This is a genomic window from Mesorhizobium waitakense (assembly GCF_056431085.1).
This window is the reverse complement of record NZ_JBWKME010000051.1, coordinates 79,059-105,920: the sequence shown is the minus strand read 5'-3', so window position 1 is coordinate 105,920 and position 26,862 is coordinate 79,059. Positions and strand designations below refer to the sequence as shown.

Annotated in this window: 20 protein-coding genes and 2 pseudogenes; 5 read left to right on the top strand and 17 right to left on the bottom strand. The window is 63.1% G+C overall.

The annotated features are described in order from the left end of the window. Positions 1 to 39: 39 nt before the first annotated feature. A complete protein-coding gene (locus tag AC07FD_RS12585) occupies positions 40 to 885 on the top strand; it encodes an SDR family NAD(P)-dependent oxidoreductase (protein WP_478350124.1) in 846 nt (281 codons plus the stop codon). Then, entirely contained in the window at positions 882 to 1,604 is a 723-nt protein-coding gene (locus tag AC07FD_RS12580) for an SDR family oxidoreductase (protein ID WP_478350123.1), read from the top strand. The genes AC07FD_RS12585 and AC07FD_RS12580 overlap by 4 nt, the downstream gene beginning before the upstream one ends. 41 nt (positions 1,605 to 1,645) lie before the next feature. Here AC07FD_RS12580 and otsB read toward each other — a convergent pair whose 3' ends face one another. From otsB to AC07FD_RS12530, 10 genes and pseudogenes are all read right to left on the bottom strand, one after another. Next, the gene (otsB, locus tag AC07FD_RS12575) at positions 1,646 to 2,386 is read right to left on the bottom strand and encodes a trehalose-phosphatase (RefSeq protein ID WP_478350122.1); all 741 of its coding nucleotides are present in this window, start codon (positions 2,384 to 2,386) and stop codon (positions 1,646 to 1,648) included. After that, a complete protein-coding gene (locus AC07FD_RS12570) occupies positions 2,383 to 4,164 on the bottom strand; it encodes an alpha,alpha-trehalose-phosphate synthase (UDP-forming) (RefSeq protein WP_478350121.1) in 1,782 nt (593 codons plus the stop codon). Before AC07FD_RS12570 ends, otsB begins: the two co-directional genes overlap by 4 nt. Positions 4,165 to 4,310: 146 nt before the next feature. Continuing rightward, positions 4,311 to 6,473: an amylo-alpha-1,6-glucosidase gene (locus AC07FD_RS12565; protein WP_478350120.1), complete on the bottom strand. Its 2,163-nt coding sequence runs from the start codon at positions 6,471 to 6,473 to the stop codon at positions 4,311 to 4,313. Between the two features lie 50 nt (positions 6,474 to 6,523). After that, positions 6,524 to 7,585: a glycosyltransferase family 4 protein gene (locus AC07FD_RS12560; protein ID WP_478350119.1), complete on the bottom strand. Its 1,062-nt coding sequence runs from the start codon at positions 7,583 to 7,585 to the stop codon at positions 6,524 to 6,526. Between the two features lie 194 nt (positions 7,586 to 7,779). After that, on the bottom strand, positions 7,780 to 8,238 hold the full coding sequence (locus AC07FD_RS12555) for a carboxymuconolactone decarboxylase family protein (RefSeq protein WP_478350118.1): 459 nt from the start codon (positions 8,236 to 8,238) through the stop codon (positions 7,780 to 7,782). 11 nt (positions 8,239 to 8,249) lie between these two features. Continuing rightward, positions 8,250 to 8,768, bottom strand: coding sequence for an RrF2 family transcriptional regulator (locus AC07FD_RS12550; protein WP_478350117.1), 519 nt, complete (start codon positions 8,766 to 8,768; stop codon positions 8,250 to 8,252). A 110-nt stretch (positions 8,769 to 8,878) separates the two neighbouring features. Beyond that, positions 8,879 to 10,192 carry an NAD-dependent dihydropyrimidine dehydrogenase subunit PreA gene (gene preA / locus AC07FD_RS12545; protein ID WP_478350116.1) on the bottom strand — a complete coding sequence of 438 codons (1,314 nt, stop codon included), beginning with the start codon at positions 10,190 to 10,192 and terminating at the stop codon, positions 8,879 to 8,881. Positions 10,193 to 10,204: 12 nt separating this feature from the next. Then, positions 10,205 to 11,047 carry a class I SAM-dependent methyltransferase gene (locus AC07FD_RS12540; RefSeq protein WP_478350115.1) on the bottom strand — a complete coding sequence of 281 codons (843 nt, stop codon included), beginning with the start codon at positions 11,045 to 11,047 and terminating at the stop codon, positions 10,205 to 10,207. Positions 11,048 to 11,051: 4 nt separating this feature from the next. Continuing rightward, the gene (locus AC07FD_RS12535) at positions 11,052 to 12,407 is read right to left on the bottom strand and encodes an NAD(P)-dependent oxidoreductase (RefSeq protein WP_478350114.1); all 1,356 of its coding nucleotides are present in this window, start codon (positions 12,405 to 12,407) and stop codon (positions 11,052 to 11,054) included. 119 nt (positions 12,408 to 12,526) lie between these two features. Then, positions 12,527 to 13,253, bottom strand: a pseudogene (locus AC07FD_RS12530) (gamma-glutamylcyclotransferase). A gap of 174 nt (positions 13,254 to 13,427) precedes the next feature. On the opposite strand from AC07FD_RS12530, the gene AC07FD_RS12525 reads away from it, so the two are divergent. Continuing rightward, complete coding sequence (locus AC07FD_RS12525) at positions 13,428 to 14,204, top strand: VOC family protein (protein WP_478350113.1); 777 nt, start codon at positions 13,428 to 13,430, stop codon at positions 14,202 to 14,204. 81 nt (positions 14,205 to 14,285) lie between these two features. Here the strand turns inward: AC07FD_RS12525 and AC07FD_RS12520 are convergent, their stop codons facing one another. Continuing rightward, positions 14,286 to 14,774 (bottom strand): hypothetical protein, encoded by a 489-nt coding sequence (locus AC07FD_RS12520; RefSeq protein ID WP_478350112.1) that lies wholly within the window; start codon positions 14,772 to 14,774, stop codon positions 14,286 to 14,288. Positions 14,775 to 14,979: 205 nt separating this feature from the next. Here AC07FD_RS12520 and AC07FD_RS12515 point away from each other — a divergent pair. Further along, positions 14,980 to 15,371 (top strand): annotated as a pseudogene (locus AC07FD_RS12515) (DoxX family protein). 103 nt (positions 15,372 to 15,474) lie between these two features. On the opposite strand, the gene AC07FD_RS12510 reads toward AC07FD_RS12515, so the two are convergent. Both AC07FD_RS12510 and AC07FD_RS12505 read right to left on the bottom strand, forming a co-directional pair. After that, positions 15,475 to 17,901, bottom strand: coding sequence for a GcvT family protein (locus AC07FD_RS12510; RefSeq protein WP_478350111.1), 2,427 nt, complete (start codon positions 17,899 to 17,901; stop codon positions 15,475 to 15,477). A gap of 57 nt (positions 17,902 to 17,958) precedes the next feature. Then, the gene (locus AC07FD_RS12505) at positions 17,959 to 19,497 is read right to left on the bottom strand and encodes a trimethylamine methyltransferase family protein (protein WP_478350110.1); all 1,539 of its coding nucleotides are present in this window, start codon (positions 19,495 to 19,497) and stop codon (positions 17,959 to 17,961) included. Between the two features lie 217 nt (positions 19,498 to 19,714). Here AC07FD_RS12505 and AC07FD_RS12500 point away from each other — a divergent pair, with 217 nt between their 5' ends. Next, complete coding sequence (locus AC07FD_RS12500) at positions 19,715 to 20,305, top strand: transglycosylase SLT domain-containing protein (RefSeq protein WP_478350109.1); 591 nt, start codon at positions 19,715 to 19,717, stop codon at positions 20,303 to 20,305. Positions 20,306 to 20,339: 34 nt separating this feature from the next. On the opposite strand, the gene AC07FD_RS12495 is transcribed toward AC07FD_RS12500, so the two are convergent. The 4 genes from AC07FD_RS12495 to AC07FD_RS12480 form a co-directional block, all read right to left on the bottom strand. Beyond that, positions 20,340 to 22,532 carry a dipeptide ABC transporter ATP-binding protein gene (locus tag AC07FD_RS12495; protein WP_478350108.1) on the bottom strand — a complete coding sequence of 731 codons (2,193 nt, stop codon included), beginning with the start codon at positions 22,530 to 22,532 and terminating at the stop codon, positions 20,340 to 20,342. Between the two features lie 60 nt (positions 22,533 to 22,592). Next, positions 22,593 to 23,750: an ABC transporter permease gene (locus tag AC07FD_RS12490; protein ID WP_184874997.1), complete on the bottom strand. Its 1,158-nt coding sequence runs from the start codon at positions 23,748 to 23,750 to the stop codon at positions 22,593 to 22,595. 12 nt (positions 23,751 to 23,762) lie between these two features. Continuing rightward, positions 23,763 to 24,797, bottom strand: coding sequence for an ABC transporter permease (locus tag AC07FD_RS12485; protein ID WP_478350107.1), 1,035 nt, complete (start codon positions 24,795 to 24,797; stop codon positions 23,763 to 23,765). A gap of 219 nt (positions 24,798 to 25,016) precedes the next feature. Further along, entirely contained in the window at positions 25,017 to 26,669 is a 1,653-nt protein-coding gene (locus AC07FD_RS12480; RefSeq protein ID WP_478350106.1) for an ABC transporter substrate-binding protein, read from the bottom strand. Positions 26,670 to 26,862: the final 193 nt, after the last annotated feature.

The following is a 26,862-nucleotide window of genomic DNA, read 5'->3' as shown; positions in this document are numbered from 1 at the left end:
CCATCTTCCGTTCAGAGCAACAGAATGGAGGCTCTGGACATGGAACTCAAAGGCAAGACAATCCTCGTCACCGGGTCGACCGACGGCGTCGGCCGCGTGGTGGCGCAAAGGCTTGGCGCTGGCGGCGCGCGTGTGCTGGTGCATGGCCGCGATGCGACGCGCGGTAAGGCGACCGTCGCCGACATCGAAGCCGCCGGCGGCAAGGCCGAGTTGCTGGTCGCCGACCTCTCCTCGCTGGCGGAGGTGCGCGGCCTCGCCGAAGCCGTGCGCGCCAGGACGGACCGGCTCGACATCCTCATCAACAATGCCGGCATCGGCACCGCAGGCCAAGGTGCCAAAAGGCAGGTCAGCGCCGACGGCTACGAACTGCGCTTTGCCGTCAACTATCTCGCCGGTTTCCTGCTGACATCGGAACTTCTGCCATTGCTCAAGGCGAGCGCGCCGGCGCGCATCGTCAATGTTGCCTCGGCCGGGCAGCAGGCGATCGACTTCGGCGATGTCATGCTGACCCGCAGCTACGACGGCGTGCGCGCCTATTGCCAGAGCAAGCTGGCGCAGATCCTGTTCACCGTCGGCCTTGCGCAGGAGCTGAAAGGGACAGGCGTTACCGTCAACGCGCTGCATCCGGCCAGCTACATGGACACCACCATGGTCCGCCAGGCAGGCGTCACCCCATGGATTTCGGTCGAAACCGGTGCCGACGCTATCCTCAATCTTGCGACTTCATCGGCGCTGGAAGGACTGAGCGGCCTCTATTTCGACGGCCTGCGGGAATCCCGCGCCGACGCCAAGGCCTACGACGCCAAGGCAAGACAACAGTTGCGAGCCTTGAGCCTCGACCTCGTCGGCCTCGCCTCCCCAACATCGAAGGAACAGCATTCATGACCACGACAATCCAGCACACCGTCGTCATCGGCGGCTCGTCCGGCATCGGCCTGGCGACGGCGCGCAAGCTGGTAGGCCCCGGCATGAAGGTGACCATCACAGGGCGCAACCAGGATAGGCTCAACGGCGCGTGGAAGAGCCTCGGCGGGGCCGTCGAGAAGGCTGCGTTCGATGCCTCGAAGCCGGACGAAGTCAGCCAGTTCTTCGAACGCCTCGGCCCCTTCGACCACCTAGTCCTGGCGGCAAGCGGCGGCAAGGGCCTTGGCCCCTTCCAGACGCTTGACCTGACCGACATTGGCAGCGGCGTCGACGAGAAAGTCCGCCCGCAACTGTCATGCCTGCAGGCCGCCTTGCCTACGCTGAACAAGAGCGGATCGGCCACCTTCACATCGGCAGTATCGGCTCAGCTCGCGACGCCGGGCGTCGCCGGGATCGCCGCCATCAACGGCATGCTTTTGACCGTCGTGCCGATCCTGGCCGTGGAGCTGAGGCCGCTGCGCGTCAATGTCGTGGCGCCTGGCGTCATCGACACGCCGTGGTGGGATTTTCTGGCCGAGGAGCAGCGGCAGGCGCTCTTTGCCGAATATGCCGGCAAGACCCCGGTCGGCCGCATCGGCCGCGCCGACGACGTCGCCGACGCAATTGCCTTTCTCGTCTCCAACGGCTTCATGACCGGTCAGGTGCTGACCTGCGACGGCGGCCTGCGATTTGCGGCTTGATCCACATCGCCCCAAGCCCCGGTTGCGCCCCTCGGCTGGATCTAAAGTTGACCCCTCAGCCAGGCGAGCGTTTCTGCAACGCCGTCAAGGCCGTACCGTGCGGCGGTATGCGCGGGTGGTTTGACCCGTATCGATATGCCGCCGGCATCGTTGACGGCTTCGAAGCCGTTTTCGTCTGGCGTGTCGTCGCCCAGGAAGACCGGGCGGCGGCCTGTGAAGGGCGCTATGCCCATGAACCGCCGGATCGCGGCACCCTTGGCTGCCTCGAGCGGCAACAGTTCCACGCCGGCATTGCCGGCAACCACCCGGTAGCCCTCGGGCAGGCTGGCCAGCGCCTGCTCGACAAGCTGCGTCGCGCGCGGAAGCAAATGCGGGGCAGCGCGCGTGTGGATGGCCAGCACCCGGCCCTTGCGTTCGATATAGGCTTGCCCACGACCGAGCTCGGCCTCAATCTCGTCGGCAAGGGCCGCAATATCCGCCGGCTCTCCAGCGACTTCGACTTGGTCATCCGGCAGGAGCCTGTGTTCCAGGCCATAAAGCCCGGCCGCGCGCAGCTTCAAAGGCTGAAAAAGCTGATCCACGGCCGCAACCGAGCGGCCCGTGATAACAGCCAATGCCCCGTTTAACTTGTGATCCAGGCCTTGCAGCAAAGAGCGAAGCTCGGCGCTGACCGAGACGGCGTCCGGGTGTTCCGCATGTTCCAGCAGGGTGCCGTCGATGTCGAGGAACAGCGCCCATTCGCCGGCCAGCAAAGTCTGTGGCTTTCGCAGAGTCTCGCTCATGACATTGCCAGCCGTTTGCGCTCGAACATGGAAACGACATTGTCGGCGCTCGGAGGCTGTCGGTCGCCAGTGCCGGTTGCCCGATCGACGTCACCGCGCTTGCGCAAGCGCGCCGCGTCCAGAAGCATGCTGCCGGCCCAGCGATAAACGTTGTTATCGTGGACCATCTGCCGCATCGGCCGCATGCGCTCGCGCTGCTCATCCGGCGTCATCGTCAGCGCCTGCAGCAGCGCCTCGCTCATCATGGCGGCATCGTAGGGGTTGACGATCAGTGCCTCCAGCAATTCGCGCGAGGCTCCGGCGAATGTGCTGAGCATCAAGACGCCCTGTTCGTCGTTGCGCGCCGCAACGAATTCCTTTGCGACCAGGTTCATGCCGTCATGCAGGCTGGTGACCATGCAGATGTCGGCGGCACGATAGATCTCATAAACCTGCTCCTGCGTGTGATGTTCGGCCACCATGATCACCGGCCTGTAGCCGTCGCTGCCATAGCGCTCGTTCAGCTCTTCGGCATAACGGTGGCATTCGTCGTGGAGCTGCTTGTAGACCGGGAGCGTGCCGCGGCTGGGTGCCGCGATCTGCAGAAAGACCAGTTTTCCGATCCATTCCGGGGATCGCTTGAACAATTCGTCCAGCGCTTGAAAGCGATCCAGGATGCCCTTGGTGTAGTCGAGACGTTCGACGCCGACGCCCAGCTTCACATCCGCTTTCAATCCGAACCTGGCACGCAGGCGGGCGCGGCAGTCATCGACATCAGGCAATCTTGCCAGAAGGTCCGCCGGCCACTCTATCGAGATGGGATAGGCGTGCACCAGCGTCGTCTGCCCGCCATAGGAGATGGCCGCATCCGCCCGCTCGATGCGGCTTTCCAGGAAGCGATCGACACTCTCGGTGAAATTGTTGGCATGGAACTGGGTGTGGAAACCGATGATCGAGCTGCCGAGTAGTCCTTCGAGGATCCGCTCACGCCATGGACAGATGCTGTAGACTTCCGAGTTCGGCCACGGGATGTGCCAGAAGGTGATGACGATTGCCTCGGGCAGACGCTCGCGGATCATCCGCGGCAGCAGCGCGAAGTGGTAGTCCTGGACCAGCACGATCGGTCGCTCGTTGCGTGCTTCGGCCACCACCGTATCGGCGAACTTCCGGTTTACGGCTTCATAGGCCTCCCAGTCCGAGGCGCGAAAGATCGGCCGGGTGAAGGCGATATGGCAAAGCGGCCACAGGCCCTCATTGGCAAAGCCGAGATAGTAGCCCTGATGCTCCTCCTCCGTCAGCCAGACCCGGCGCAGCGTGTAGGACGGATTGCCGGGCGGCACCTGGACCCGGTCGTCCTCGTCGACCATGAGACGGTCTGCGGTGCCGCCGCCATAGGCTATCCAGGTGCCAGCGCAGGCGCGGGTGATCGGCTCCAGCGCCGAAACCAGCCCGCTGGCCGGCACGAGCAGTTCCACGCCATTGCCTCTGACGTTGTGGATGTACGGTTCGCGGTTGGAGACCACGATGACCTGCGCATCGGGCAGATCGTCGGCCAGGATCTTACGCAATGTCTCGGGCGACCACGTCACCAGGGCGGCATCGGCTGATTGGCCGTTCTTTTCGAACTCCCGTATCACCTTGCGCGCCGCTTCCGCGGCCACGTCCTCGCCGGCTGGATGTGCAACCGTTGGAGGGTGGCTGCGGCGTTGCCGCGATATGGAGAAGAAAACGGCAAGAGCGGAAAGACAAAGGCTCGCGAGGATCAGAACCCAGAGCAGGTCCGCACCATAATCTGTCATTGGAATGCCAACTCACCTCAGGCCGTTCGGCGGCCTTTTTGTTCGTGTTTCCGACTCGAAACTGTCCGCCGGCAACCTGGTCGGCGCCCGGACCTGTATTGTGCAACGCACAAGGCAGCGATCGGTTCCAGCCAATCTGGATCGGATCATGTTCTGACGATGAGCGGCACAAGGCCTTCATGCCGGTCGGCGAGGAAGGCGACGACCCGGTCGCCGACACGCTGGAACGTGAGATCGACCACCCTTTCGCCGACGCCCAGATGCCGAAGCGTGAGTGTGTCGATGCCGATCGGCAGCCTCGGACGGGTGACGCGGATTTCGCCGTCCCAGCCATCGATTTCCAGGCCGAGGCAGGCCTGCATCAGCATGAAAGCGGACCCCGCCGACCACGCTTGCGGTAGGCAAGCGACGGGATAGGCGATCGGTGCTTCGCCCGGTGCGCGGGTAAAACCGCAGAACAGTTCGGGCAGCCGCATGTTGAAATGGACAGCGGATTCGAACGTGCCGCTCATCAGGCGCACCACGCTGTCGCGCTCGCCATAGCGCGCCAGGCCGGCGCCGCACATGGCGGTGTCATGCGGCCAGATCGAGCCATTGTGGTACGACATCGGGTTGAAGAACACGGCATCGTCGGCAAGCGTCCTCAGCCCCCAGCCGGAATGGAAGGAGGCGGAAAGCAGCTGATCGGCGACCATTTGCGCCCGCGCCGGCTCGGGAAGCCCGACAAGGAGGAGATGGCCCGCATTCGAGGTTCGCACCTTGCAGGCCTCGCCGGCACCGTCGATCGCAAGGGCATAGAAGCCGAGGTCGTCGAGCCAGAAATCGCGTTCCACCGCGGCTCGCATGGCCTCGGCGAGACCGTCCCAGTGGTCGGCTCTCTCGTCCTCGCCACGGCGACGGGCAAGCGCCGCCAGCCCCCGGAAGGCGGCAAAGACATAGCCTTGCACCTCGACCAGCGCGATCGGACCCTTGGGGATACGGCCATCGGCATGAAAGACGGAATCGAAGCTGTCCTTCCAGCCCTGGTTGGCGAGGCCGGACTCGGCAGCCCGCTGGTAGGTCACGAATCCGGTCTCGCGGCCCGCCTCCTCCGTCCATTCGGCCGCCGCGCACAGCGACGGCCACAGGCTGTCGATGAACGCCATGTCGCCGGTACGATCTGCATAGGCACAGGCGAGATGGATATAGAGCGGCGTCGTATCGACGCCGCCATAGTAGCGGCCGAATGGAAGCTCCCGCAGCGCCGCCATCTCGCCCTTGCGGGTCTCGTGCATGATCTTGCCCGGCTGCGAATCGCTGAACGGTGACGTCTCCGTCGCCTGATGCTGGGCCAGGAAGGCCAGCACGCCACGCGCCAGGCCGGGATTTAGCCAGAGCATCTGCAGCGCCGAGATGACGCCGTCACGGCCGAACGCCGTCGAAAACCAGGGGATGCCGGCATAGGGATAAGGTCCGGTCGCAAGCTCGGTGGTCAGCAGCGCGACATCGGCGCGGGCGCGCTCGACCCAGTCGTTGAAGACGCGACCGGAACTGTGCACCGTCGCGCCATGGCGGCGCTTGGCCCGCATGCCAAAGCGGGCCCGGGCGGCGGCGGCGCGGAAACGGTCGCGATCGGGCGCATCCGCCACCTCGGAACCGACCTCGACATAGAGCACCTTGCTGCTGCGCTTGGCGACGGCGAGCAGGAAATCGGCGCGGTCGGCTGTCAGTTGATCGGGCGCCTGCGAGAATGATATCGCCGATGCGCGCGCCAACCCGTCCAAGCCGTCGTAGCGCAGCAGGACGGATGTCGCATCCATCTCGGCCACATGCGTCATACCGCGCCGCAGCCGTGTCGAGCCGCGCACTTCGAACATGTCACGGAAATCGGCGGCAAAATGCAGGGAAACGCCGATCGTCGAGGTCTCCCGACTGTAGTTGGAAAGGGTGATGCGTTCGAACAGTCTGTCCTGCCAGAGCAGCCGGACGCGTTCGACGTGAATTGCGCCCTGCGGAATGTCGCGACCGCTGGCGCTGAGCATCGGCAGATTGGTCAGGTTGGTGGTGAACAAGACATTGTCCTGGCTGAGCGAGGCGCCAAGCAACGATGTCTGCCTGCCGCCGACGGTCAGCCGGAATTCGGAGAGCACCCGTGTGTCGTCGCGGAAGAAACCGTCGCCGGCGCCGCGTATGTCGCCATAGGCATCGGCAACCGCAAAGCAGTCGCCCTGCTTGAGCGCGAACAGCCGGTGCGGCTCACGAGGCGCGGTCGCGTCGAGCGAGGCAAGCGCGACGGCGGGATCGAGCTGGCGCTCATCGAGTTGGGTCATTCGTCACAGGTCCCTGTCGTTTCGTTCCCGCCGCTCGAGCACGTCGCTGCTCACGACGCCCTCGCTTCGGCCGGGGCACCGATCAGCCGCGCATAGGCGGCCAGGTAATCGCCGGCCATTCTTCTGGCGGAAAACCGCTTTTCGAAAACGGCTCTCACCTTTCGCCTGTCGAGCTGCAGCAAGTCCGGCACAGCGGCGACGGCGCCATCCATCGAATCCGCGATAAAGCCGGTGACGCCCTGGTCGATGATCTCGGGCAGCGCACCGCAATTCCAGGCGATCACCGGCGTGCCGCAGGCCATTGCCTCGATGGGGGCCAAGCCGAACGGCTCCGGCCAGTCGATCGGAAACAGCAGGCCGGCCGCGTTGCCGAGAAATTCCGCCTTCTTGTCCTCCTCGATCTCGCCGACATAGTCGATACGATCGCCGTCGATCAAAGGTTCGACCACCTCGTGGAAATAGGCTCGGTCGTCGTCGCCGATCTTTGCCGCCAGCTTCAGCTTGAGCCCCGAGCGCAAGGCGATCTCGATGGCACGATCCGGGCGCTTGTCGCGTGAAAACCGGCCGAGGAAGGCAAGATAGGGTTCTTGCGCCTTCGTCTCGAAAATCGGCTCGTAGATACTGGTCGGCAGCCCGTGGTGGATCGTCGCCAACCAGTTGGCCCTGGCAAGGCCCGCCTTCTGGCTGTGCGAAATGGAAATCATCGGAAAGCGCGGGAACCGCTCATAGGCCGGCGCCAGGTCGACATAATCCAGCCTGCCATGCGGCGTCGTCACCGTCCGCTCCGCCATGTCCTCGAAGAAGGAAAAGTGCAGGAAGTGGCTGAGGTGGAAGTGGATGACGTCGAACTCCCGTGCCCGTTTCCGCACCTCGGCAAGCATCGAAAGATGGGCCGCGATCTCGGATTTCAGCGGGCGCGGATCGAGCCGAAGCGCGCATTCCCGCCCGGCGACCAGCTTCGCGCAGGTCTGGCTGTCGCCACTGGCGAACAGCGTCACCTCATGGCCCAGGTCGACCAGCGCTTCGGTCAGATACGAGACGATGCGTTCGGTGCCACCATAAAGTCTGGGCGGCACCGATTCATAAAGCGGCGCGACATGGGCAATTTTCATACTTCGTCCCGGCATGCTCGGCATACAGGTGCGAAATGCGTCAACGGCCGGTTGGTTCCGATTTAAGATCGATGCCGTCGGGCCGCAGTCACCATGGAACCGCCCACCCGGGCAATGGCAGCGGCCCTCAAGGCCGCCGCAAACTATATTGGAGCGCCGCCTCCACGACGGCGCTCCAAACAAAAAGTGGACAATCAGGCAGCCTTGGCCGCCGGCATCGGGTGAATGGCCTGGAACGGGATGCAGAGCCGGTTCCAGGTGTTGATCATGCCGAGCGCGACGGACAGCTTGACCAGTTCCTCCTCCGAGAAATGCTCGAGCGTCTTTGCATAGAGTTCGTCCGACACGCCATTGTCAGCGATCAGGGTAACGGCCTCGGTCCAGGCGAAGGCGGCGCGCTCACGCTCGGAAAACAGCGGCGATTCCTTCCAGGCCGAAACCAGATAAAGCCGTTGCTCGGTCTCGCCGTCGCGTCTGGCCTCGCGGCTATGCATCTCGACGCAGAACGAGCAGCTATTGATCTGCGATGCCCGCAATTTGATCAGGTGCAGCAGGCTCACCTCGAGCCCGCATTCGTCGACCGCCTTGTTGAGCGCCGACACCGCCTTCATGACCTCCGGCGCCTTGGCGAAAAATTGCAGCCTCTGTTTCATCTTGATGTCCTTTACGCTTGCTTGGTTGAACTGGATTTCTGCGGCCGCAGGTGGCGCGCCACGAAGGCGCAGCCGGCAGCGACCGAACGCGGATCGGCATCGGTCACGTATTCCGCCACGATGTCGGACAGCTTTGCCTCGGCGAGTGCGGCGCGGTAGGCCTTCTCGGCCTTCAGCATCGCGATATTGATGCCGCAGGGTTTGACATAAGCCGAGGCATCTAGCCTGGTCGGACCGTTGCGGCGGATTTCGCCGCAACGGAAGGCCGGTTCGCGCCCTTCGACCGCCAGCACGATATCGAGCAGCGTTATGCGCGCGGCTGGCCGCGCCAGCCGGTAGCCGCCGGCCGGTCCCGGCAATGATTCCAGGATGCGCGCAGCGCTCAGCATGTTGAGATGTTTCAGGAGGTAGCTCGGCGACAAGCCAAAGGCCTCCGCCAGTGCAGCGCCCGGCATCGTCGCTTCGCCCTCAACGCCGGCCAGCATGGCGGCGCAGTGGATGGCTGCTTCAACGCCCTCGCCCAGCTTCATTGTGTCGATCTCCATTCATGGATAACTGTTATCGTGGATAATTTATATCTTCAATAGAAAAAATGAAAAACGGCGCCCGAAGACGCCGCTTTTTCGACGAATGGCTGCCCCTACTCCGCCGCCACCTTGGCCATCGGGTTGTTCGGGTGCGTCGTCCAGTTGGCATAGATCGGCGACACCGGCTTGCCGGTGCGCTGATCCATTGCGCCTGCCGCCAGCGGCTCCATGGTGATGCAATTTTCGACCGGGCAGACATTGACGCATAGATTACATCCGACGCACTCGGCCTCGATCACCTCGAAATGCCTCTTGCCATCGACCATGCTGGTAATCGCCTGGTGCGACGTGTCCTCGCAGGCGATGTGGCAGCGGCCGCATTTGATGCAGGCGTCCTGGTCGATACGGGCCTTGGCGACAAAGTTGAGGTTGAGGTACTGCCAGTCGGTGACGTTGGGCGTGGCGCGGCCGACAATGTCGTCGAGCGAGGCATGCCCCTTCTCGTCCATCCAGTTTTCGAGACCGGCGATCATCTCCTGCACGATCTTGAAGCCATAGGTCATCGCCGCCGTGCAGACCTGCACATTGCCGGCGCCGAGCGCCATGAATTCGGCCGCGTCGCGCCAGGTGGTGATGCCGCCGATGCCGGAGATCGGCAAGCCGTGGGTTTCGGGATCGCGCGCGATCTCGGCCACCATGTTCATGGCGATGGGCTTCACCGCCGGGCCGCAATAGCCGCCATGCGAACCCTTGCCGTCGATGGTCGGCTGCGGCGCGAAACTGTCGAGGTCGACGCCGGTGATCGAATTGATGGTGTTGATCAGGGACACCGCGTCGGTGCCGCCGGCAAGCGCGGCGCGCGCGGGCTTGCGCACGTCGGTGATGTTGGGCGTCAGCTTGGTGATGACCGGCATGCGGGTGTTGGCCTTGCACCAGCGCACCACCATTTCGATGTATTCCGGCACCTGGCCGACGGCGGCACCCATGCCGCGTTCCGACATGCCGTGCGGACAGCCGAAATTGAGCTCGATGCCATCAGCTTCCGTCTCCTCGACCACTGGCAGGATCGCCTTCCAGCTATCCTCGACGCAAGGCACCATCAGCGAGACGACAATGGCGCGGTCGGGCCAGTCCTTCTTGACCTGCTTGATCTCGCGCAGATTGACCTGTAGGTCGCGGTCGGTGATCAACTCGATGTTGTTGAGACCGAGCAATCGTCGGTCGGCGCCCCAGATCGCGCCGTAGCGCGGGCCGTTGACGTTGACCACCGGCGGGCCTTCCTCGCCAAGCGTCTTCCAGACAACGCCGCCCCAGCCGGCCTTGAAGGCACGGATGACGTTGTAGGCTTTGTCGGTCGGCGGCGCCGAGGCCAGCCAGAACGGATTGGGCGATTTGATGCCGACGAAATTATTGCGGATGTCTGCCATGACAGGTCCCTTTCAACCGAGACGAAGGAGCAGTTCGACGGGTGCAAGAATGCCGCCTTCAAGTGCGGCGGTGAGATTGGCGATCTTGGTGCGGGCGTCGTCGCCCATGACGAGGCCAACGCCGGGCGGCGGCTTGCTGCCTTCTGCTTGCGCGGCTGCCAGGCGCGCACGCATCGTGGCAAAGAACTCGATGGCAAAGGCGCCGCGCGGCCGCTCGGCGATCACGGAGAACCCGGCGGCGACGGCCGCCGAGCGATAGTCGTCCGGGGTGGCAACGAAGGACATGGTTTCATCAGACGCCCATGGCAGCGGATAGGTCAGCACGCCGTCCTTCAGCCGCATCACATCATAGACGGCGAAAACGCCGCCCGGCCGCAGCACGCGAGCAGCCTCGCTCATCAGTCCCGGTTTGTCAGGGAGGTTCATGCCGACATGCAGGATGACCGCCGCATCGAAGCTGGCATCCGCAAATGGCATGTCCAGCGCACTGCCTTGCACGAACCGCGTCTTGCCCGCCATCCCGGTTCGCTCGGACAGGCTAACCGCGATATCGACATAGCTTTGCGTGAGGTCGATGCCGGTAACATCGGCGCCAACATTGTTGGCGACAAAGCGGGCCGGCCCGCCGACACCAGACCCGATGTCGAGAAGCATTGTCCCCGGCTTCAGACCCATCTGCCCGACGAGTGCCATGGTCGCGGCCACGCCGCCAATGTGAAATTCGTCGACCGCTTCAAGGTCGCTTGCACGCAGATTGGCAACGTCCACGCCGCTATCGGCGAGCGCGGCAATGATCCGCTCCTCCAGGCCCGATATGTCATAGTGACGGGCGATGCCCGGGTCCACCGTGGCCATGATCCTATCCCTGAGCGAGGCTCCTGTGGATGCTCTCCGCCGCGTCGCGGCCTTGCGCCACGGCCGAAACGGTGAGGTCGTCGCCGCCGAAGATGCAGTCGCCTCCGGCCCAGACCTTCGCGAGCGAGGTGCGGCCTTCCGCATCGACCTTGATGCGTCCGGCTTCGAGCTCGATCTCGGCACCGCTGCCGTTAAGCGCGGCCGGCACGAAACTCTGGCCGATCGCCTTGAACACCTGGTCTGCGACCAGTGTCAGCCTCTCGCCGGTGCCTGCAAGCTGTTCGCCGTTCATGGCGGTGTATTCGAGTTCGATGGCCGATACCTTGCCGCCTTCGGCAATCACCCGCTTCGGCTGCAGCCAGTGGCGGATGGTGACGCCGTTGGCGGCGGCCAGATCCTGTTCGAACCCGGAGGCGTTCATCTGCTCGTGGCCGCGCCGGTAGCAGATCGTCACTTCCTCGGCGCCGAGCAGCTTCGACTGCACCGCCGCGTCGATCGCCGTCATGCCGCCGCCGATGACGACGACACGCCGGCCGACCGGCAGGCTGGCGAGATCACTGGCCTGGCGCAGCTCGGCAATAAACTCGACCGCATTGGTTACTCCGTCGGCATCCTCGCCATCGGCGCGCAGCGCCTTGACGCCGCCAAGCCCCATGCCGAGAAACACCGCATCATAGTTGCGTATCAGGTCGGACAGCTGGTAGTCGCGGCTAAGCGCCTTGCCGTTCTGGATGTCGATGCCGCCGATGGCGGTGACATAGTCGACTTCGGCCTGGGCGAAATTGTCGACGCTCTTGTAGGCGGCGATGCCGTATTCGTTGAGCCCGCCGGCCTTCGGCCGCGCTTCCAGGATGGTCACGTCATGGCCATGGCGGGCGAGCCGGTGTGCGGCCGCGAGGCCTGCCGGCCCTGCCCCGACCACGGCAACCGTCTTGCCGGTCGCAGTGGCGCGTTGGTAAAACTGCTTGTTCTCGCTCATCGCGACATCGGTGGCATAGCGCTGCAGGCGGCCGATCTGGACCGGCTTGCCTTCTGCCACCTCGCGCACGCAAACCTCTTCGCACAGCGTCTCGGTCGGGCAGACGCGGGCGCACATGCCGCCCAGAATGTTCTGGTCGAAGATCGTCTTGGCCGAACCGATAGGATTACCGGTCGATATCTGGCGGATGAACAGCGGAATGTCGATCGAGGTCGGGCATGCATTCATGCACGGCGCGTCGTAGCAGAAATAGCAGCGGTCGGATTCGACTAGCGCCTCGTGGTGATCGAGCGGCGGGTGCAGGTCGGAAAAATTGTCCGCATACTGGTCGGCTTGGAGCCGGCCGCCGGCAATGCCTTCCTTGAACTGGCCTTCTGGCATCGTCAGTTCCCCATGTTTTGTTTTGGGGAAGGCTAGCACGTTTTATTTTTTTATCAATTGGTCAATTTTCGGCGCAAGGCCCTGAAAAGGCTGGATAAAACATGATATTTTTACTCATGTTATGGCGTTTGCAGTGCGAGCGAATGGCTGGGCTCGACAGCATGGCCATGGATAGCCCGGACCTCGTCCGCAACCAGTTCCTGCAACCGCCACAGATTGCGGTCGTGGATGCCGAACGCTTCGAGATGACTGACCGTGTTGTAGAGATATTCGGCGCCGGATCCGATGTGCCCGCAAGCTCTGGCCAGCACGCTCGCCACCCTGTCCAGCGGCTGCTTCAGCGACGTTCCCCTTGCCCTTCACGCCAACCCAGAAGCCAAGCGCGCGCAGCGACCCTTGTGCCGTATGCACCGGCAGCCACCTGACCGTGTCGATACTTTCGTGGTCGCTGATCTCGCGCCGCAGCAGCCGTTCGATCTGGGCCGGTTTTTCGCCTTCCGGCAAGCGATAGATGACGCCGTTGCACCGTCCACCCCGCTCGAGCGCCATCATCAGCCCCGGCTGCTCGGCGCTGCCGCGCCAACGCACCATGTCGAGGCAGAAGGAGCGGTGCCAGCCAAAGGCCGTGGCGAGTTGCTGCTCGACCGACTCGAACTCCGGCTTCCAGATCAGCGACCCATAGGCGAACACCCATAGCGGCCTCTCGTCGGCTTCATCGGACAGCCGCAAGGCAAGGGGCCGGAAATCCTCGTCTTTCAGCTCCGTCCAGCTCGGGTCAGGGCCGGGATCGGCCTCCTCCCGATGGCACAGTGCGACAAGCTCAGGCGTGAGCGACATCCGGCGCATGAAACGACATCCCTCTCCACCGCAAGAGAAATCGAAAACCTGTGGGCGCGCAACCCCGGGAACGCTTGTCCTAGACCGACATTCTTGTTTGCGCGATTGTCGGGTTTCCGTCGCGAAGATCGTCCTAGGATGGATCGACCGACGATCGATGCCCGACCGGTGAGGAGACCGACCATGCCAAAAACCCCGATGCCCTTTTTCTGGTACGAATTGTTGACCACAGATCTCGACGCCGCCGAGGCGTTCTACACCAAGGTTGTCGGCTGGACTGCGCAGCCCTTCGACAAGGCCCCCGGCATGCCGCGCTATATCGTCATGAATGTCGGCGAGCGTGGCGTAGGCGGGCTGATGACGATGCCCGAGGACGCCGCCAAGATGGGCATGCCGCCGGCCTGGCTCGGCTATATCCATACAAAAGATGTCGATGCCGCAACGGCATCGCTGGAGACAGCCGGCGGTGCGGTTCACCGCAAGCCCGACGACATTCCGGGCGTCGGCCGCTTTGCCGTCGTCGCCGATCCGCAAGGCGCGACCTTCATGTTCCTGCAGCCGAACGGCCCGGACCAGCCCATCGTGCCGGCCAGCACCCCAGGCCATATCGGCTGGCACGAGCTCTACACATCGGACTGGAAGGCCGCGTTCGATTTCTATTCCGACCAGTTCGGCTGGGCCAATGCCGGCGATTTCGACATGGGCCCGATGGGCACCTACCAGACCTTCACAGCCGGCCCCGAATCCGGTGGCGGCATCATGAACAAGCCGCAGCAGGTCCCAGTCCCGGTCTGGCAGTTCTACTTCAACGTTCCGGCCATCGACGCGTCGGCCAAACGCGTGACCGATAATGGTGGCAAGATCCTGATGGGCCCGATGGAGGTCCCCGGCGGCAGCTGGATCGTGCAATGCCAGGACCCGCAAAGCGCCCATTTCGCATTGATGGCGCCGGTACGGTAAGAGGCCAGGCCCGGTTTCTCCGCCCCTCTGTCCATCTGGACAGAGGGGCGCTGTCTCGCTGACTCTGGCGCTCTTTGAGAATTACTCGGGCGTCAGCACAGCGACCTTCAGGTCTGCCTTTTTCGCGCCGCTGAACTGGACGGTGGCCGGGCCGGCCGCAAGCTTGAAACGCACGCTCTTGCGGATGCCGGGGCAGGTTTTCACACCGCTATAGCCCACTGACTTCATGGCGTGGCCGTCCTGAATGACATCGATCCAGGCCTCGCCTGACAGACTTATCTGAATGGCGCCCTCGGCCGGCACCTCGACGCTGGCGACGGCACCGAACGTGCCTGATGCGGGGGCATGTTCGGGCGGCAGCGCAAAACCGGCTTTCTCCGCCGGCACCAGTGCCAGATCCGCAGCAGCACCCACCACCAGCGTCGCTCCGGACGGCGTTGCAGGCGCTGCGGCAAACAACGCCTGTTCCCGCGTCACTGGCCATTTGAAGGCCTCGCAGCCGGCATCCTCGGCCATGGCGAAGCTGGTCCCTGCAAGGATTGCGAATAGGCTGATGACAACTTTTTTCATAACCAAGGGAACCCACCTGTTCGGAATGTCCATATTACGGATACAACCCTAGCGATACAAATGCAACCCATACGAGAACAGTATGAAAGGTCAAACCGGGGAAAATTTCCAATCACCGATTGTTGATGGCATGCCATGGGAAGTGAATGGTCCGTTACCCAGCGACAATCTATGGCCGGTCGGGAAGCGACAAATGGAGCCATTTATGAAGCTTTTCGAAAGCCTCGCAAAGTATCAGCCGCAGGCCTTGGGGTGCTGCGCATCATGACGGCGCTGCAGTTCATCGAGCACGGCAGCCAGAAATTGTTCAATTTTCCCATAAGCGACCAACCCCATACCCTTACCGGGCTGACACTCGCCGCTGGAATTCTCGAATTCGCCGGCGGCATCCTGCTGGCGCTGGGGCTGTTCACCCGCCCGGTCGCGTTCCTGCTGGCTGGCGAAATGGCGATCGCCTATTTCATGGCGCACATGCCGCGCGACTTCTTCCCCATCAACAACGGCGGAGATTTGGCGATCTCGTTCTGCTTTATCTTCCTCTATCTGGTGTTTGCCGGCGCCGGCGCTTTTGCGCTGGACAACCGCCGTAGCGCCTGACGCTCAACCATCCGCCCGATGCATGTCGCCCACGCCCAGCGGTTTTGGGATGACGACATGCATAAAAATAGAATCTGAAGCGCAGCGGCGAAGCCGAAGCGCTTCAGGCGCGCATGCGCTCGAAATTGGCATCGAACAGTGGCGCCGCCTGCACGCGCGCCGCATGCCGCTTGCCCAAAAGCTCGATCTCGAAGCCGTCGCTCTCGTCGGCGATCTCCTTCGGCACATAGCCGACGGCGACGGATTGTTTCGAGTGATGCGCGTAGCCACCCGAAGTCACCCAGCCACGCACCGCGCCGTCGAACCAGATCGGCTCGTCGCCGATGACATCGGCGTCGGCGGCATTGACGATGAAGGCGCGCAGGCGCAGCTTGCCGCCCTGCTTGCGCTCGGCCAGTGCCGCGGTCTTGCCGATGAAGTCCGCATCCTTGCTGTAGGCAACGAAGCGGTCGAGACCGGCTTCCAGCGGCCCATAGATCGGCCGGTACTCGCGCGCCCATGAGCCGTAGTTCTTCTCCAGCCGCAGCGCGTTCAGCGCCCGCGAGCCGAACAGGCCGATGCCGAATTCCTCGCCGGCTGCCATCAGGGCCTGGAAAGCAGCGCGCTGATACTCCGGCGCCACCCAGATCTCGTAGCCGAGGTCGCCCGTGTAGCTGACGCGGCCGACCAGGCAAGGCGCCATGCCGATGTCCATTTTTGCAACCGCCATGAAGGGAAACGCGGCGTTGGAGACATCCGCGCGGCTGACCTTAGCCAGCACTTCGCGCGCTCTCGGCCCGGCGATCGCCAGGCCGGTGAGTTTTGGCCCCAGCGCCTCGATGCGAACCGAACCATCACCAGGCAGGTGCTTCTCGAACCAGCGCATATGGTATTGCTCGGCGATGCCGGAGCCGGCGAGGAACCAGCCTTCGCTGCCGAGATTGGCCAGCGTAAAGTCGCCGATCAGCTTGCCGTCATCCTTCAGCATCGGCGCCAGCGTCATGCGGCCGGGCCTGGGCAGCTTGCAGGCGAGCATCCGGTCGAGCCAGGCGGCCGCCCCCTCGCCCGCCACCTTGTATTTGGCGAAGCTCGAAATCTCTGACAGGCCGACGCCGTCGCGAACGGTCGCAACCTCCCTGGCGACCTGGGTGAAATCGCTCGAGCGGCGCCACGAGAACTCGTCCTTGACGCCTTCGGGCGCATACCAGAGCGGCACCTCGAGCCCATAGGCGACGCCCCATTGAGCGCCCTTGGCCGACAGCAGGTCATAGACCGGTGTCGTCTTCAGCGGCCGTCCGGCGGGCAATTCCTCATTGGGGAAGCGGATCGAAAAGCGCCTGGAATAGTTCTCGCGCACCTTGGCGTTGGTGTAGGCCATCGTCGCCCAGTCGCCATAGCGCGCGACGTCCATCGCCCAGATGTCGGCGCCGGGATCGCCCTCGATCATCCAGTTGGACAGCGCCAGGCCGACGCCGCCGCCTTGGCTGAAGCCGGCCATGACGCCGCAGGCGACCCAGAAACCCGGCAGGCCGCGCACCGGCCCGACCAGCGGGTTGCCGTCCGGCGCGAAGGTGAAGGGGCCGTTGATGATCTGCTTGATGCCAGTGTTCTGGAACGCCGGGAAATGCCGAAAGCCGACCTCGAGCGACGGCGCGATGCGGTCGATGTCCGGCGCCAGCAATTCATGGCCGAAATTCCACGGCGTCTGGAACTCGGACCACGGCTTATTGGCCTTCTCATAGGTGCCCATCAGCATGCCACCGCGCTCCTGGCGCAGATAGAGCTCGCCGTCGAAATCGACCGCGTGGATGATCTCCGTGCCGGTCTTGGCGTTCCAGGCGGCGACCTCCGGCATGTTCTCGGTGATCAGGTACATGTGCTCCATCGCCAGCACCGGCAGTTCGAGCCCGACCATGCGGCCGACCTCGCGCGCCCACAGGCCGCCGGCATTGACGACATGCTCGGCCACCACCTCGCCCTTGTTGGTGATGACGCGCCACATCCCATCGGCGCGCCGCACGATGTCCTCGACCTTGGTGAAGCGCTCGACCTCGGCGCCGAGTTTGCGCGCCGCCTTGGCATAGGCATGGGTCACCCCCGACGGATCGAGATGGCCGTCCTCCTTGTTTCTGACAGCGCCGACGAACTGCTTGGGATCGAGCAGCGGCATCAGTTCGGCCGCCTCGCTGGGCGAGATCTCCTCAAGCTCGATGCCGAGATAGCGCCCCTTGGCGACGACGCCGCGCAGCCAGTCCAGCCGCGCCTCGGTCGCCGCCAGAAGCACACCGCCGGTCAGGTGCACGCCGGTCGCCTGGCCGGAAAGCTCCTCGATCTCCTTGTAGAGGTTGATCGTGTATTTCTGCAGCTTGGCGACGTTGGGGTCGCCATTGATCGTGTGCATGCCGCCGGCCGCGTGCCAGGTCGAGCCTGAGGTTAGCTCGTCGCGCTCCAGAAGCACCACGTCGGTCCAGCCATGACGGGCAAGATGGAACAGTACGGAGCACCCGACGACGCCGCCGCCAATGACCACGACCTTTGCATGCGATTTCATGGATTTTTCTCTGATATCAGTGTGTTGGATGAGTGAGATAAATCGAAACGGGAGGCATCACGGCTCGCCCTGCCCGATCGCTTCGCGCCGCTTGGCCGTGTAGGCCTCGAGCGCCTCGCGCACGGCGACATCCATCACCGGCTCGACATAGTCCTCGAGCGCCTTCTTCCACAGCCGCGTCGCCCGCGCCGTGGCGTCGAGACCGCCGGCCTCCTGCCAGGCTTCGTAGTTCTGCCAGTTGGACAGCATCGGCTGGTAGAAGGCGGTGGCGTAACGCACGAGCGTATGCGGCTCGCCGAAGAAATGGCCGCCGGTCGGCACCGCGCCCAAAGCCTCGACGGCAAGCTCCGCCTCGTTGACCTCGATCGGGCGCAGGAACTCCATCATATGCTGGATCATCTCGACATCGATGATGAGCTTCTCGAACGACGCTGTCAGTCCGCCCTCCTGCCAGCCGGCAGCATGATAGACGAGATTGCCATGGCCGAGCACCGCTCCCCACAGCGCCATCAGCGTCTCATACGCGCCCTGCGCATCGGCGGCGTTGGAGGCGGAACCCGGGGTGGTGCGGTAGGGCAGATTGTAGCGTCGCGCCAACTGCCCCGACGCGATGTTGGCCTTGGTATTCTCAGGCGTGCCGAAGGCCGGCGCGCCCGACTTCATGTCGACATTGGAAGTGAAGGCGCCATACATTACCGGCGCACCGGGGCGCACCAACTGCGTCAGCACCACCCCGAACAGCGCTTCGGCATTCTGTTGCGCCAGCGCGCCGGCCAGCGTCACCGGGCTCATCGCCCCCATCAGCGTGAACGGCGTCACCGCCACCGACTGGCCGAACTCGGCCATGGTCATCAGCCCCTCGGCCATCATCTCGTCAAAGCGGCGCGGCGAGTTGACCGAGATGATGGTGGTGATTCCTGGATCGTCGCGCATCTGGTCCAGCGTCAGACCGCGCGCAATCGCCATCATCTCGATGCCGTCCAGCGCCCTGCCGCGGCCGATCGCCGAGACATGGAAGCTCTTGTCGGTCAGCGTCAGATTGGTGAAGTAGGTGTCGAGATGGCGGGAATTGGCCGGCAGCTCCACCGGTGCGCAGACCTGGTTGCCCAGCATGTGGATGCAGTTGAAGTGCTGCGCCAGCCGGGTGAGGTCGGAATAGTCGCGCAGATTGCCGGCGCGGCGGCCGCGTTCCATGTCATGCACATTGGGCGGCCCGGCGACGAGCGTGAAATTGATGGTGTTGCCGCCGAGATAAATGGCGTTGGCCGGATTGCGCGGCGTCAGCACATAGCTGGACTGCGTGGTCTTCAGCGCCTCGGCGACGAGGCCGCGATCGATGCGGACATTCGCCGAGGCATGATCGACGCTGGCGCCGGCCTTCTCGAACAGCGATAGCGCGCGCGGGCTCATCACCTCGATGCCGAAATTCTCCAATATGTGCATCGACGCCTGATGGATCTGCTCGATCTGGTCGGCCGAGAGCATTGCCATTGGCGGATAGGGATTGGTCACGCGCCGGAGCGGCAATTGCGGGATGGCCGATGGCCCCCTGTTGCTGGTGCGCTCGGCGCCGCGCTTGCGTCTTGGTTCGTTCATGCATGACATCAAAGCCCCGGCAAACCGGGGAAGCTGTCAGAAATACGCCGCCTGCGGGCGTGATTTTAGCCACGGCGGCATTTCTGCAGTATCTGTTTAGGAAAAGCGACAAAATGCGTCGTGTTATTGGTACTGGATTTTGTCGAACGGCTACGCCGGTGAGGCATTAACGAACGTCGCAAGATTCCTTTTATGTTTTCGCCCTATTGCTCCTCCAATGCGTAGTTCGAGTTTTAGTAAAATTGGTGCGGTTTGCGTGCTGCTGGCGCTTTCGGCCTGCGCCACGGCGCCCAGTCATATCAACAATGTTTGCGCCGTCTTCGACCAGAACGATGGCTGGTTCGACAACTGGCAGTCGGCCGCCGAGCGCACGCAGCAGAAATACGGCGTGCCGGTCCCCGTGCTGATGGCGACGGTGCGCAAGGAATCCGGCTTCAAGAGCAACGCTCGGCCGCCGCGCACCAAGCTGCTCGGCTTCATTCCATGGAAACACGTCTCGTCGGCCACCGGCTTCTCGCAGGCGCTGGACGGCACCTGGTCGCAATATCAGAGAGAGACTGGCAACTGGGCGGCGCGGCGGACCAAATTTGCCGACGCGGTCGATTTCGTCGGCTGGTATCACTCCAAGACGGCAGACAGCTATGGTGTCGCCCGCAACGACACCTACAATCTCTATCTCGCCTACTATCTCGGCTGGACCGCCTATGGCCGCGGCGACCGCGGCGATGCCGGTGTCCAGGGCTATGCGAGGGCCACCGAAAAGATGGCGCGGGACTATGCGCAGCAGCTGGGCCAGTGCGGCAACTGAACGCGCCGCTGCGCTAACTCCGACTGCGCGCCCGTCAGTTCGGCTTTTTGCCGCGTGGAGGCTTGGGCGCGGGCGTCTCCGAAACATGCGGCGCGTCTTCCGGCACGCCCTCATGCGCGGCGTGTTCCTTGTCGAACTTGATCACCGGCTCCATCTTGGCCAGCACGTCGTCCGCCAGCCAGCACAGGCTCATATGGCCGTCGCCCAGGTTCTTGACCGGCGGCACTTTGGTCTCGCACAGATTGTCCGGCACAAGTTTCTTGTAGCCGCAGCGTGTCTGGAACGGACAGCCCGACGGCGGGTTCATCGCCGAAGGAATGTCGCCCTCCAGCACGATGTGCCGCTTCACCACGCTGGTGTCGGCGATCGGGATCGCCGACAGCAGCGCCTCGGTATAGGGGTGATAGGGCGGCGCGAAGATCTGGTCGGTCGTGCCTTGCTCGACGATGTAGCCGAGATACATCACGACGACACGGTCAGCGATGTAGCGCACGACCGACAGATCGTGGCTGATGAACAGCATCGTCGTCTTGTTCTTGCGCTGGATGTCCATCAAGAGTTCGGTCACCGCCGCCTGCACGGACACGTCGAGCGCCGACACCGGCTCGTCGGCCACCACCACCTTGGCGTCGCCGGCAAAGGCGCGCGCCACGCCGATGCGCTGCTTCTGGCCGCCGGACAGCTGGCGCGGCTTGCGGGTCTCGAACGCCCGCGGCAGCTTCACCAGGTCGAGCAGTTCCAGCATGCGCTTGCGGCGGTCGGCAACCGTCTTGCCGACGTTGAATTTCTCCAGCGTGCGGATGATCTGCGACCCTACCGAGTGGCTGGGGTTGAGCGTGTCGAACGGATTCTGGAACACCATCTGGATCGACGACACGGTGTCGACACTGCGCTTCTCTATGCCGGTCGACTGGATTTCCTTGTTGCCCAGGGTCACGCTGCCGGAGCTCGCGGTCTCAAGCCCGAGCAGCACCTTGGCCAGTGTCGACTTTCCGCAGCCGGATTCGCCGACGATGGCAACGGTCTCGGATTCGCGCGCCATGAACGAGATCGTCTCGTTGGCCTTGACGACGCGGCCCTCGCTCGAACCGAACACCTCGCTGCCGCCGACCTTGTAGTATTTTCTCAAATCCTCGATCTTGAGTACCGGCGCGCCAGGCACGACGCGCTCATTGACCTTCTTGGCGCCGGGCGGCAGAGCCTCCCAGTCGATCTCGTTGAAACGCACGCACCGCGAGAAATGGCCTTCGTGCCCCGCGACCTCGATCATCGGGATTTCGGCGGCGTTGCAGACGCCCTCGACGAAATGGTGGCAGCGTGGGCCGAAATTGCAGCCCTTGGGCCGCTCATGCGGCAGCGGCAGCTGTCCTGGAATGGCAATCAGTGGCCGCGAGTTCTTGTCGGCGCCCGGCAGCGGGATCGAGCGGAACAGCCCTTGCGTGTAGGGATGGCGCATGCGGTCGAACACGTCCCTGATCTTGCCGGTCTCCACCGCCTCGCCCGAATACATCACCGTGATGCGGTCGCAGGTTTCCAGGATCAGGCCGAGATTGTGCGACACGAAGATCATCGACGTGCCGAACTTCTCGCCGAGCCCTTTGACCAGATCGACGATGCCCGCTTCCACCGTCACGTCGAGCGCCGTCGTCGGCTCGTCAAGCAAAAGCAGCGCCGGCTTCGACAGCAGCGCCATGGCAATGACGATACGCTGCTGCTGGCCGCCGGAGAGCTGGTGCGGATAGGAGCGCATCATGCGCTCGGGATCGGGCAGCTTGACCGAGCGCACCATTTCGAGCGCGCGTTTATAGGCCTCTTCCTTCGACACCTTGTCGTGGATCAGCGGCACTTCCATCAATTGCTGGCCGACCTTCATCGCCGGATTGAGGCTCGCCATCGGCTCCTGATAGATCATGGCGATCTTGTTGCCGCGGATGGCGCGCAGCTCCTCATCGGAGAGCTCGCCCATGTCCTTGCCCTGGAACTTGATCTTGCCGCCGACGATCTTCCCGATGTTGGAGAGGTCGCGCATGATGCCGAGCGACACGGTCGACTTGCCGCAGCCGGATTCGCCCACGATGCCCATCGCCTCACCCGGCATGACCGTGCAGGAAAAATCCATGACGGCCGGGATCTCGCCCTTGCGGGTGAAGAAGGAGATCGACAGGTTCTCGATCTCGATGATGGGCCCCTTGGTTGGCTCGGCGGGATTTCGAACTGCCTCATTCATGGGTCGCTCCAATCCTTGTTTCAGGCCGGCTCTTCGCTCTTGGGGTTGAAGATCCGTCCATCAGTCTTTCATCGATTGTTCGCGCAGCGAGTCGGCCAACAGGTTCAAGCCCAGCACGAACGACATCAGTGCGATCGTCGGCGGCAGTGCCGGGTGGATGAAGGAGCGCAGCAGCCGGCTGGCGTCCTTGATCGCAGTACCCCAGTCAGGGCTTTCCGGCGCCAGGCCAAGGCCGAAATAACCGAGCGTGCCGAGCAGGATGGTGGTGTACCCGATGCGCAGGCAGGCATCGACGATCAGCGGCCCGCGTGCATTGGGCAGGATCTCCCACAGCATGATGTACCAGGGCGATTCACCGCGCGTCTGTGCCGCCGCCACATAGTCGCGCGTCTTGATGTCCATCACCAGGCCGCGCACGATGCGGAACACGCCGGGGCTGGAGGCGAACACCACCGCCACGAAGATGTTGAGCTGGTTGGGGTCGATGTGCACGATCTTCAGCGGATCGGCGTCGAACACCAGGCCGGCATAGATCCAGCCACCGACGATCAGGGTGATGCCGAGCAGGATATAGAGCCGGTCGGGCCGGTTCTTGTAGCGCGTCCAGAACAGCACGCTGAAGAAGATGATCGGAAACAGGAAGAACACGCCGGCCATAGCATAGGGGATCGGGGTGTCCATGATGCCCGGCGTCACCAGCAGGTAGAACAGCAGGATCACCGGGAAGGCCAGCACCAGATTGGCCAGGAATGACAGGACGGTGTCGATCTTGCCGCCATAGTAGCCGGCCGGCAGGCCGAGCGTAATGCCGACCATCAGCGCGAAGCCAGTCGCGGCAGGCGCGATGATCAGCACGATCTGGCTGCCATAGACCATGCGCGAAAACACGTCGCGCGCCAGCTTGTCGCCGCCGAACAGATAGGTCAGCCCCGATTGCGGCTCGATGGCGCCCGGCAACACGTCCTTCATGATGGGGACCTGGGCCAACGGATCGAAAGGCGAGATGGTTGCGGCGAAGATCGCCGTGAACAGCCAGAACAGGCAGATGCCGACGCCGACGATACCGACGCCACTGTCGAACAGCTGGCCGTAGAGCGCCAGCTTCTTCTTGTAGGCGAAGCTCGCTCCCATGACGATTAGGAGCGCGATCCAGACCGGCCAGAAGCGCGACAGCACTTCGAGAACGACGGTGAAGGCACTGATGTATTGAACCGGCATCCGCTTCGCCCCCTACTGAACTCTGATACGCGGATTGAGAAACGCGTAGCCGACATCGGAAATGAGCTGCGTGATCAAGACGATGAACACCGAAACCAGCGAGCAGCCGAGCAGCAGGTCGATGTCGTTGTTGCCGGCCGCCTCGACCAGCGTGTAGCCGAAGCCCTGGTAGCGGAACATCACCTCGACGATGACGACACCGGTGAGCAGCCAGGGAAACTGCAGCATGATGACCGTGAACGGCGCGATCAACGCATTGCGCAGCGCGTGCTTCACCACGACGCTGCCGAAGGAGAGCCCCTTCAATCGGGCGGTACGGATATATTGCTGCGTCATCACCTCGACCATCGAGGCGCGCGTCATGCGGGCGATGTAGCCGATGCCGTAGATCGCCAGCGTCATCACTGGCAGCGTGAAATTGTAGAAGGTGATGCCCTGGCTGGCCGAAGCCGCCGAGCCGTTCAGCCAGCCAAGCCATGAGGCGAAGATGACGGTGAAGATGACGCCCGACACATATTCGGGTGTTGCCGTCGATGCGATCGAGGCTACTGACAGCACGCGGTCGGTTCGCGACCCCTCGCGCATACCGGCCAGAATGCCGATCAGCAGCGAGATCGGCACCATCACCGCCAGCACCCAGAACATCAGGATGCCAGTGGAGCCAAGGGCGGGAAACAGTTTCGACGCGACGTTTGCCTTGAACTTGGTCGAACAGCCGAAATCGCCCTCGAGAACACCGGCGAAAGTCGACACGACCGGATCGTTGCAGAAGGAGAAACGCTGCGCCGGCTTGCCGGTCGCCGGGTCGGTCACCGGCTGCTTGGGCACGACGCCCAGCCACTGCCCATAGCGGACGAAGAAGTTCTGCCGGTAGCCATGGTTGACCAGCCAATTTTCGAGCTGTTCGGCAGACGTATGCATTTCGGTCTGACTGATCGCCAGCTTCTTCAGATTGGGTTCGAGGTTGATCAGGAAGAAGACGACCATGGTCAGGCACAGCATCGTCAATGCCATGGTGCCAAGGCGCCTGATAACGAAAGAAAGCATGGCGGTCCCCTGCCGATGGGTTGGGGTTTTAGCCGGCTATGAAAGCCAACCCTGCCGTCACCGGCGAGGCTGGCTGTCAAACAGGCCTTCGGATGCGATCAACCCTGTTTTGTTGCATGACCTTGCCTGGGAGTCCGCAACTTTTTTTAAAAGCGCGGACCATCAGGGGCGAATGATGCAAAGAGCGAGGGAAAGGGACTGACGCCCCTTTCCCGATGATCAAGCTTGGTCGAGCCAGACCTTGCCGTAGTCGCGCTCGAAGGTCGGATGCATCTTGTAGTTCTGCACGGCCTTGACCGAATGGCTGTAGAGCTTGCGCCAGTACGGCTGGATGATGATGCCGGAATCCTGCAGGATCCGCTCGATGTCCTTCATCAAGTCCTTGCGCTTGGCGGCGTCGGCAACGGCGAGCGCTGCATTGAGCTTGGCGTCCCAGTCGGGGTTCGACCAGGCAGTCTCGTTCCAGGCCTCGCCTGTGCGATAGCCGATCGCAAGCACCTGGACGCCAAGCGGCCGCATGTTCCAGTTGGTCATCGACAGCGGATACTTTGTCCAGTCGTTCCAGAACGTCGAGCCAGGCAACACGGTGCGCTTCACCTTGAGGCCGGCGTCGCGCATCTGGGCGGCGATCGCATCGCCGGTGTTCTTGTGCCAGTCCTCGTCGACGGTGATCAGCTCGTGCTCGAAGTCGGCCTGGCCTGCCTCCGCCATCATCGCCTTTGCCTTGGCCGGATCGCGGGCGACCTTCGCAAGTTCATAATATTCCGGGTGAATCTGGCAGACATGATGGTTTTCGGCAACGGTGCCGGCATTGCCGTAGCCGAGCTGAAGAACGACATTGTTGTCGACCGCAAGCTGCAACGCGTTGCGCACCTTCTGGTCGCCATAGGGCTTGTTGTTGACGTTGCTGCGGCAAACGATGGTCGAGGCGGTGACGATTTCCGACTTGACCAGGTCCATGCCGTCGAGGATCGACACATAGTCGGCCGAGGTCTCGAAATTGGTGTGGACTTCGCCGGCTTCGAAAGCGCTGACCATGGCTGCCGGATCGGTGCCGTAGTCGATGAATTCCAGGCCATCGAGGAACACTTCGCCGTCCCACCACTTGTCGTCGGCGCGGCGCTTGTAGACGACCTTCTGACCGACGTCATAGGAGACGAGCTCGAACGGGCCGGTGCCGATCGGGCAGGATTTGAAATCGCCGCCCTTCTCATCGAAGCTCTTGTGGACGATCAGGCCGGGATAGTCGCACATGTTCGGGATGAGCGCGATATCGGGCTTGCCGAGCTTCAGCACGATCGTGTGGTCATCAGATTTGGTGACGGCGCTTTCGTCGAGCTTGTCGTCCTTGACCAGCGAGCCGAGACGGCCGGGCATCGAATTGCCTTCGGCCTTCTTGTCGGCCCAGCGCTTCAGATTGAAGATGACATCGTCGGCGGTGAAGGGGTCGCCGTTCGACCAGGTCACGTCCTTGCGCACATGCAGCGTGTACTGGGTGGCGTCGTCGTTGACGTCCCAGCTCTCGAGCAGATAGGGGCGGAACGTGTATTCGGTTGTGTACTTGACCAGCGGCTCGAGCGCCTGGCGCTCGGCGTTGGCGATTTCCGACCAGTCGGACTTGCGCGGGTCCTTCGGATCTTTGATCCACTGGGCGATCTTCAGCGTGCCGCCCTTCTTGCCTTTTACCTCTTCGGCCTTCGCCGGCGTCGGGTCGGCGAGGCCGAGCAAGCCGTAAGCCATTGCCGTCGACGCGCCGAACACGCTGGCCATGGCCAGGAATTCGCGGCGATCCACCTTGCCTGCCTTGGCGTCTTCGGCCATGGCCACGATGTGATCGGGAACGCGATCGCCGTTACTCTTATAAATCGTCATGACTTAACTCCCATTGTTGGCTTTCCGCCTTTTAACATTCCGCATCCAGGCCATGATGTCAAAGCCGGTATGGATTGGAACATGTTAGCGAATGTGCAACTTTGGAAAGCGGGCGGTTCGCGTGATAACGACAGTCTTGGCGCAAATTTGCTACTGCCCGACGGATTCCTCTGGAATCTCGATAGTCGAATAA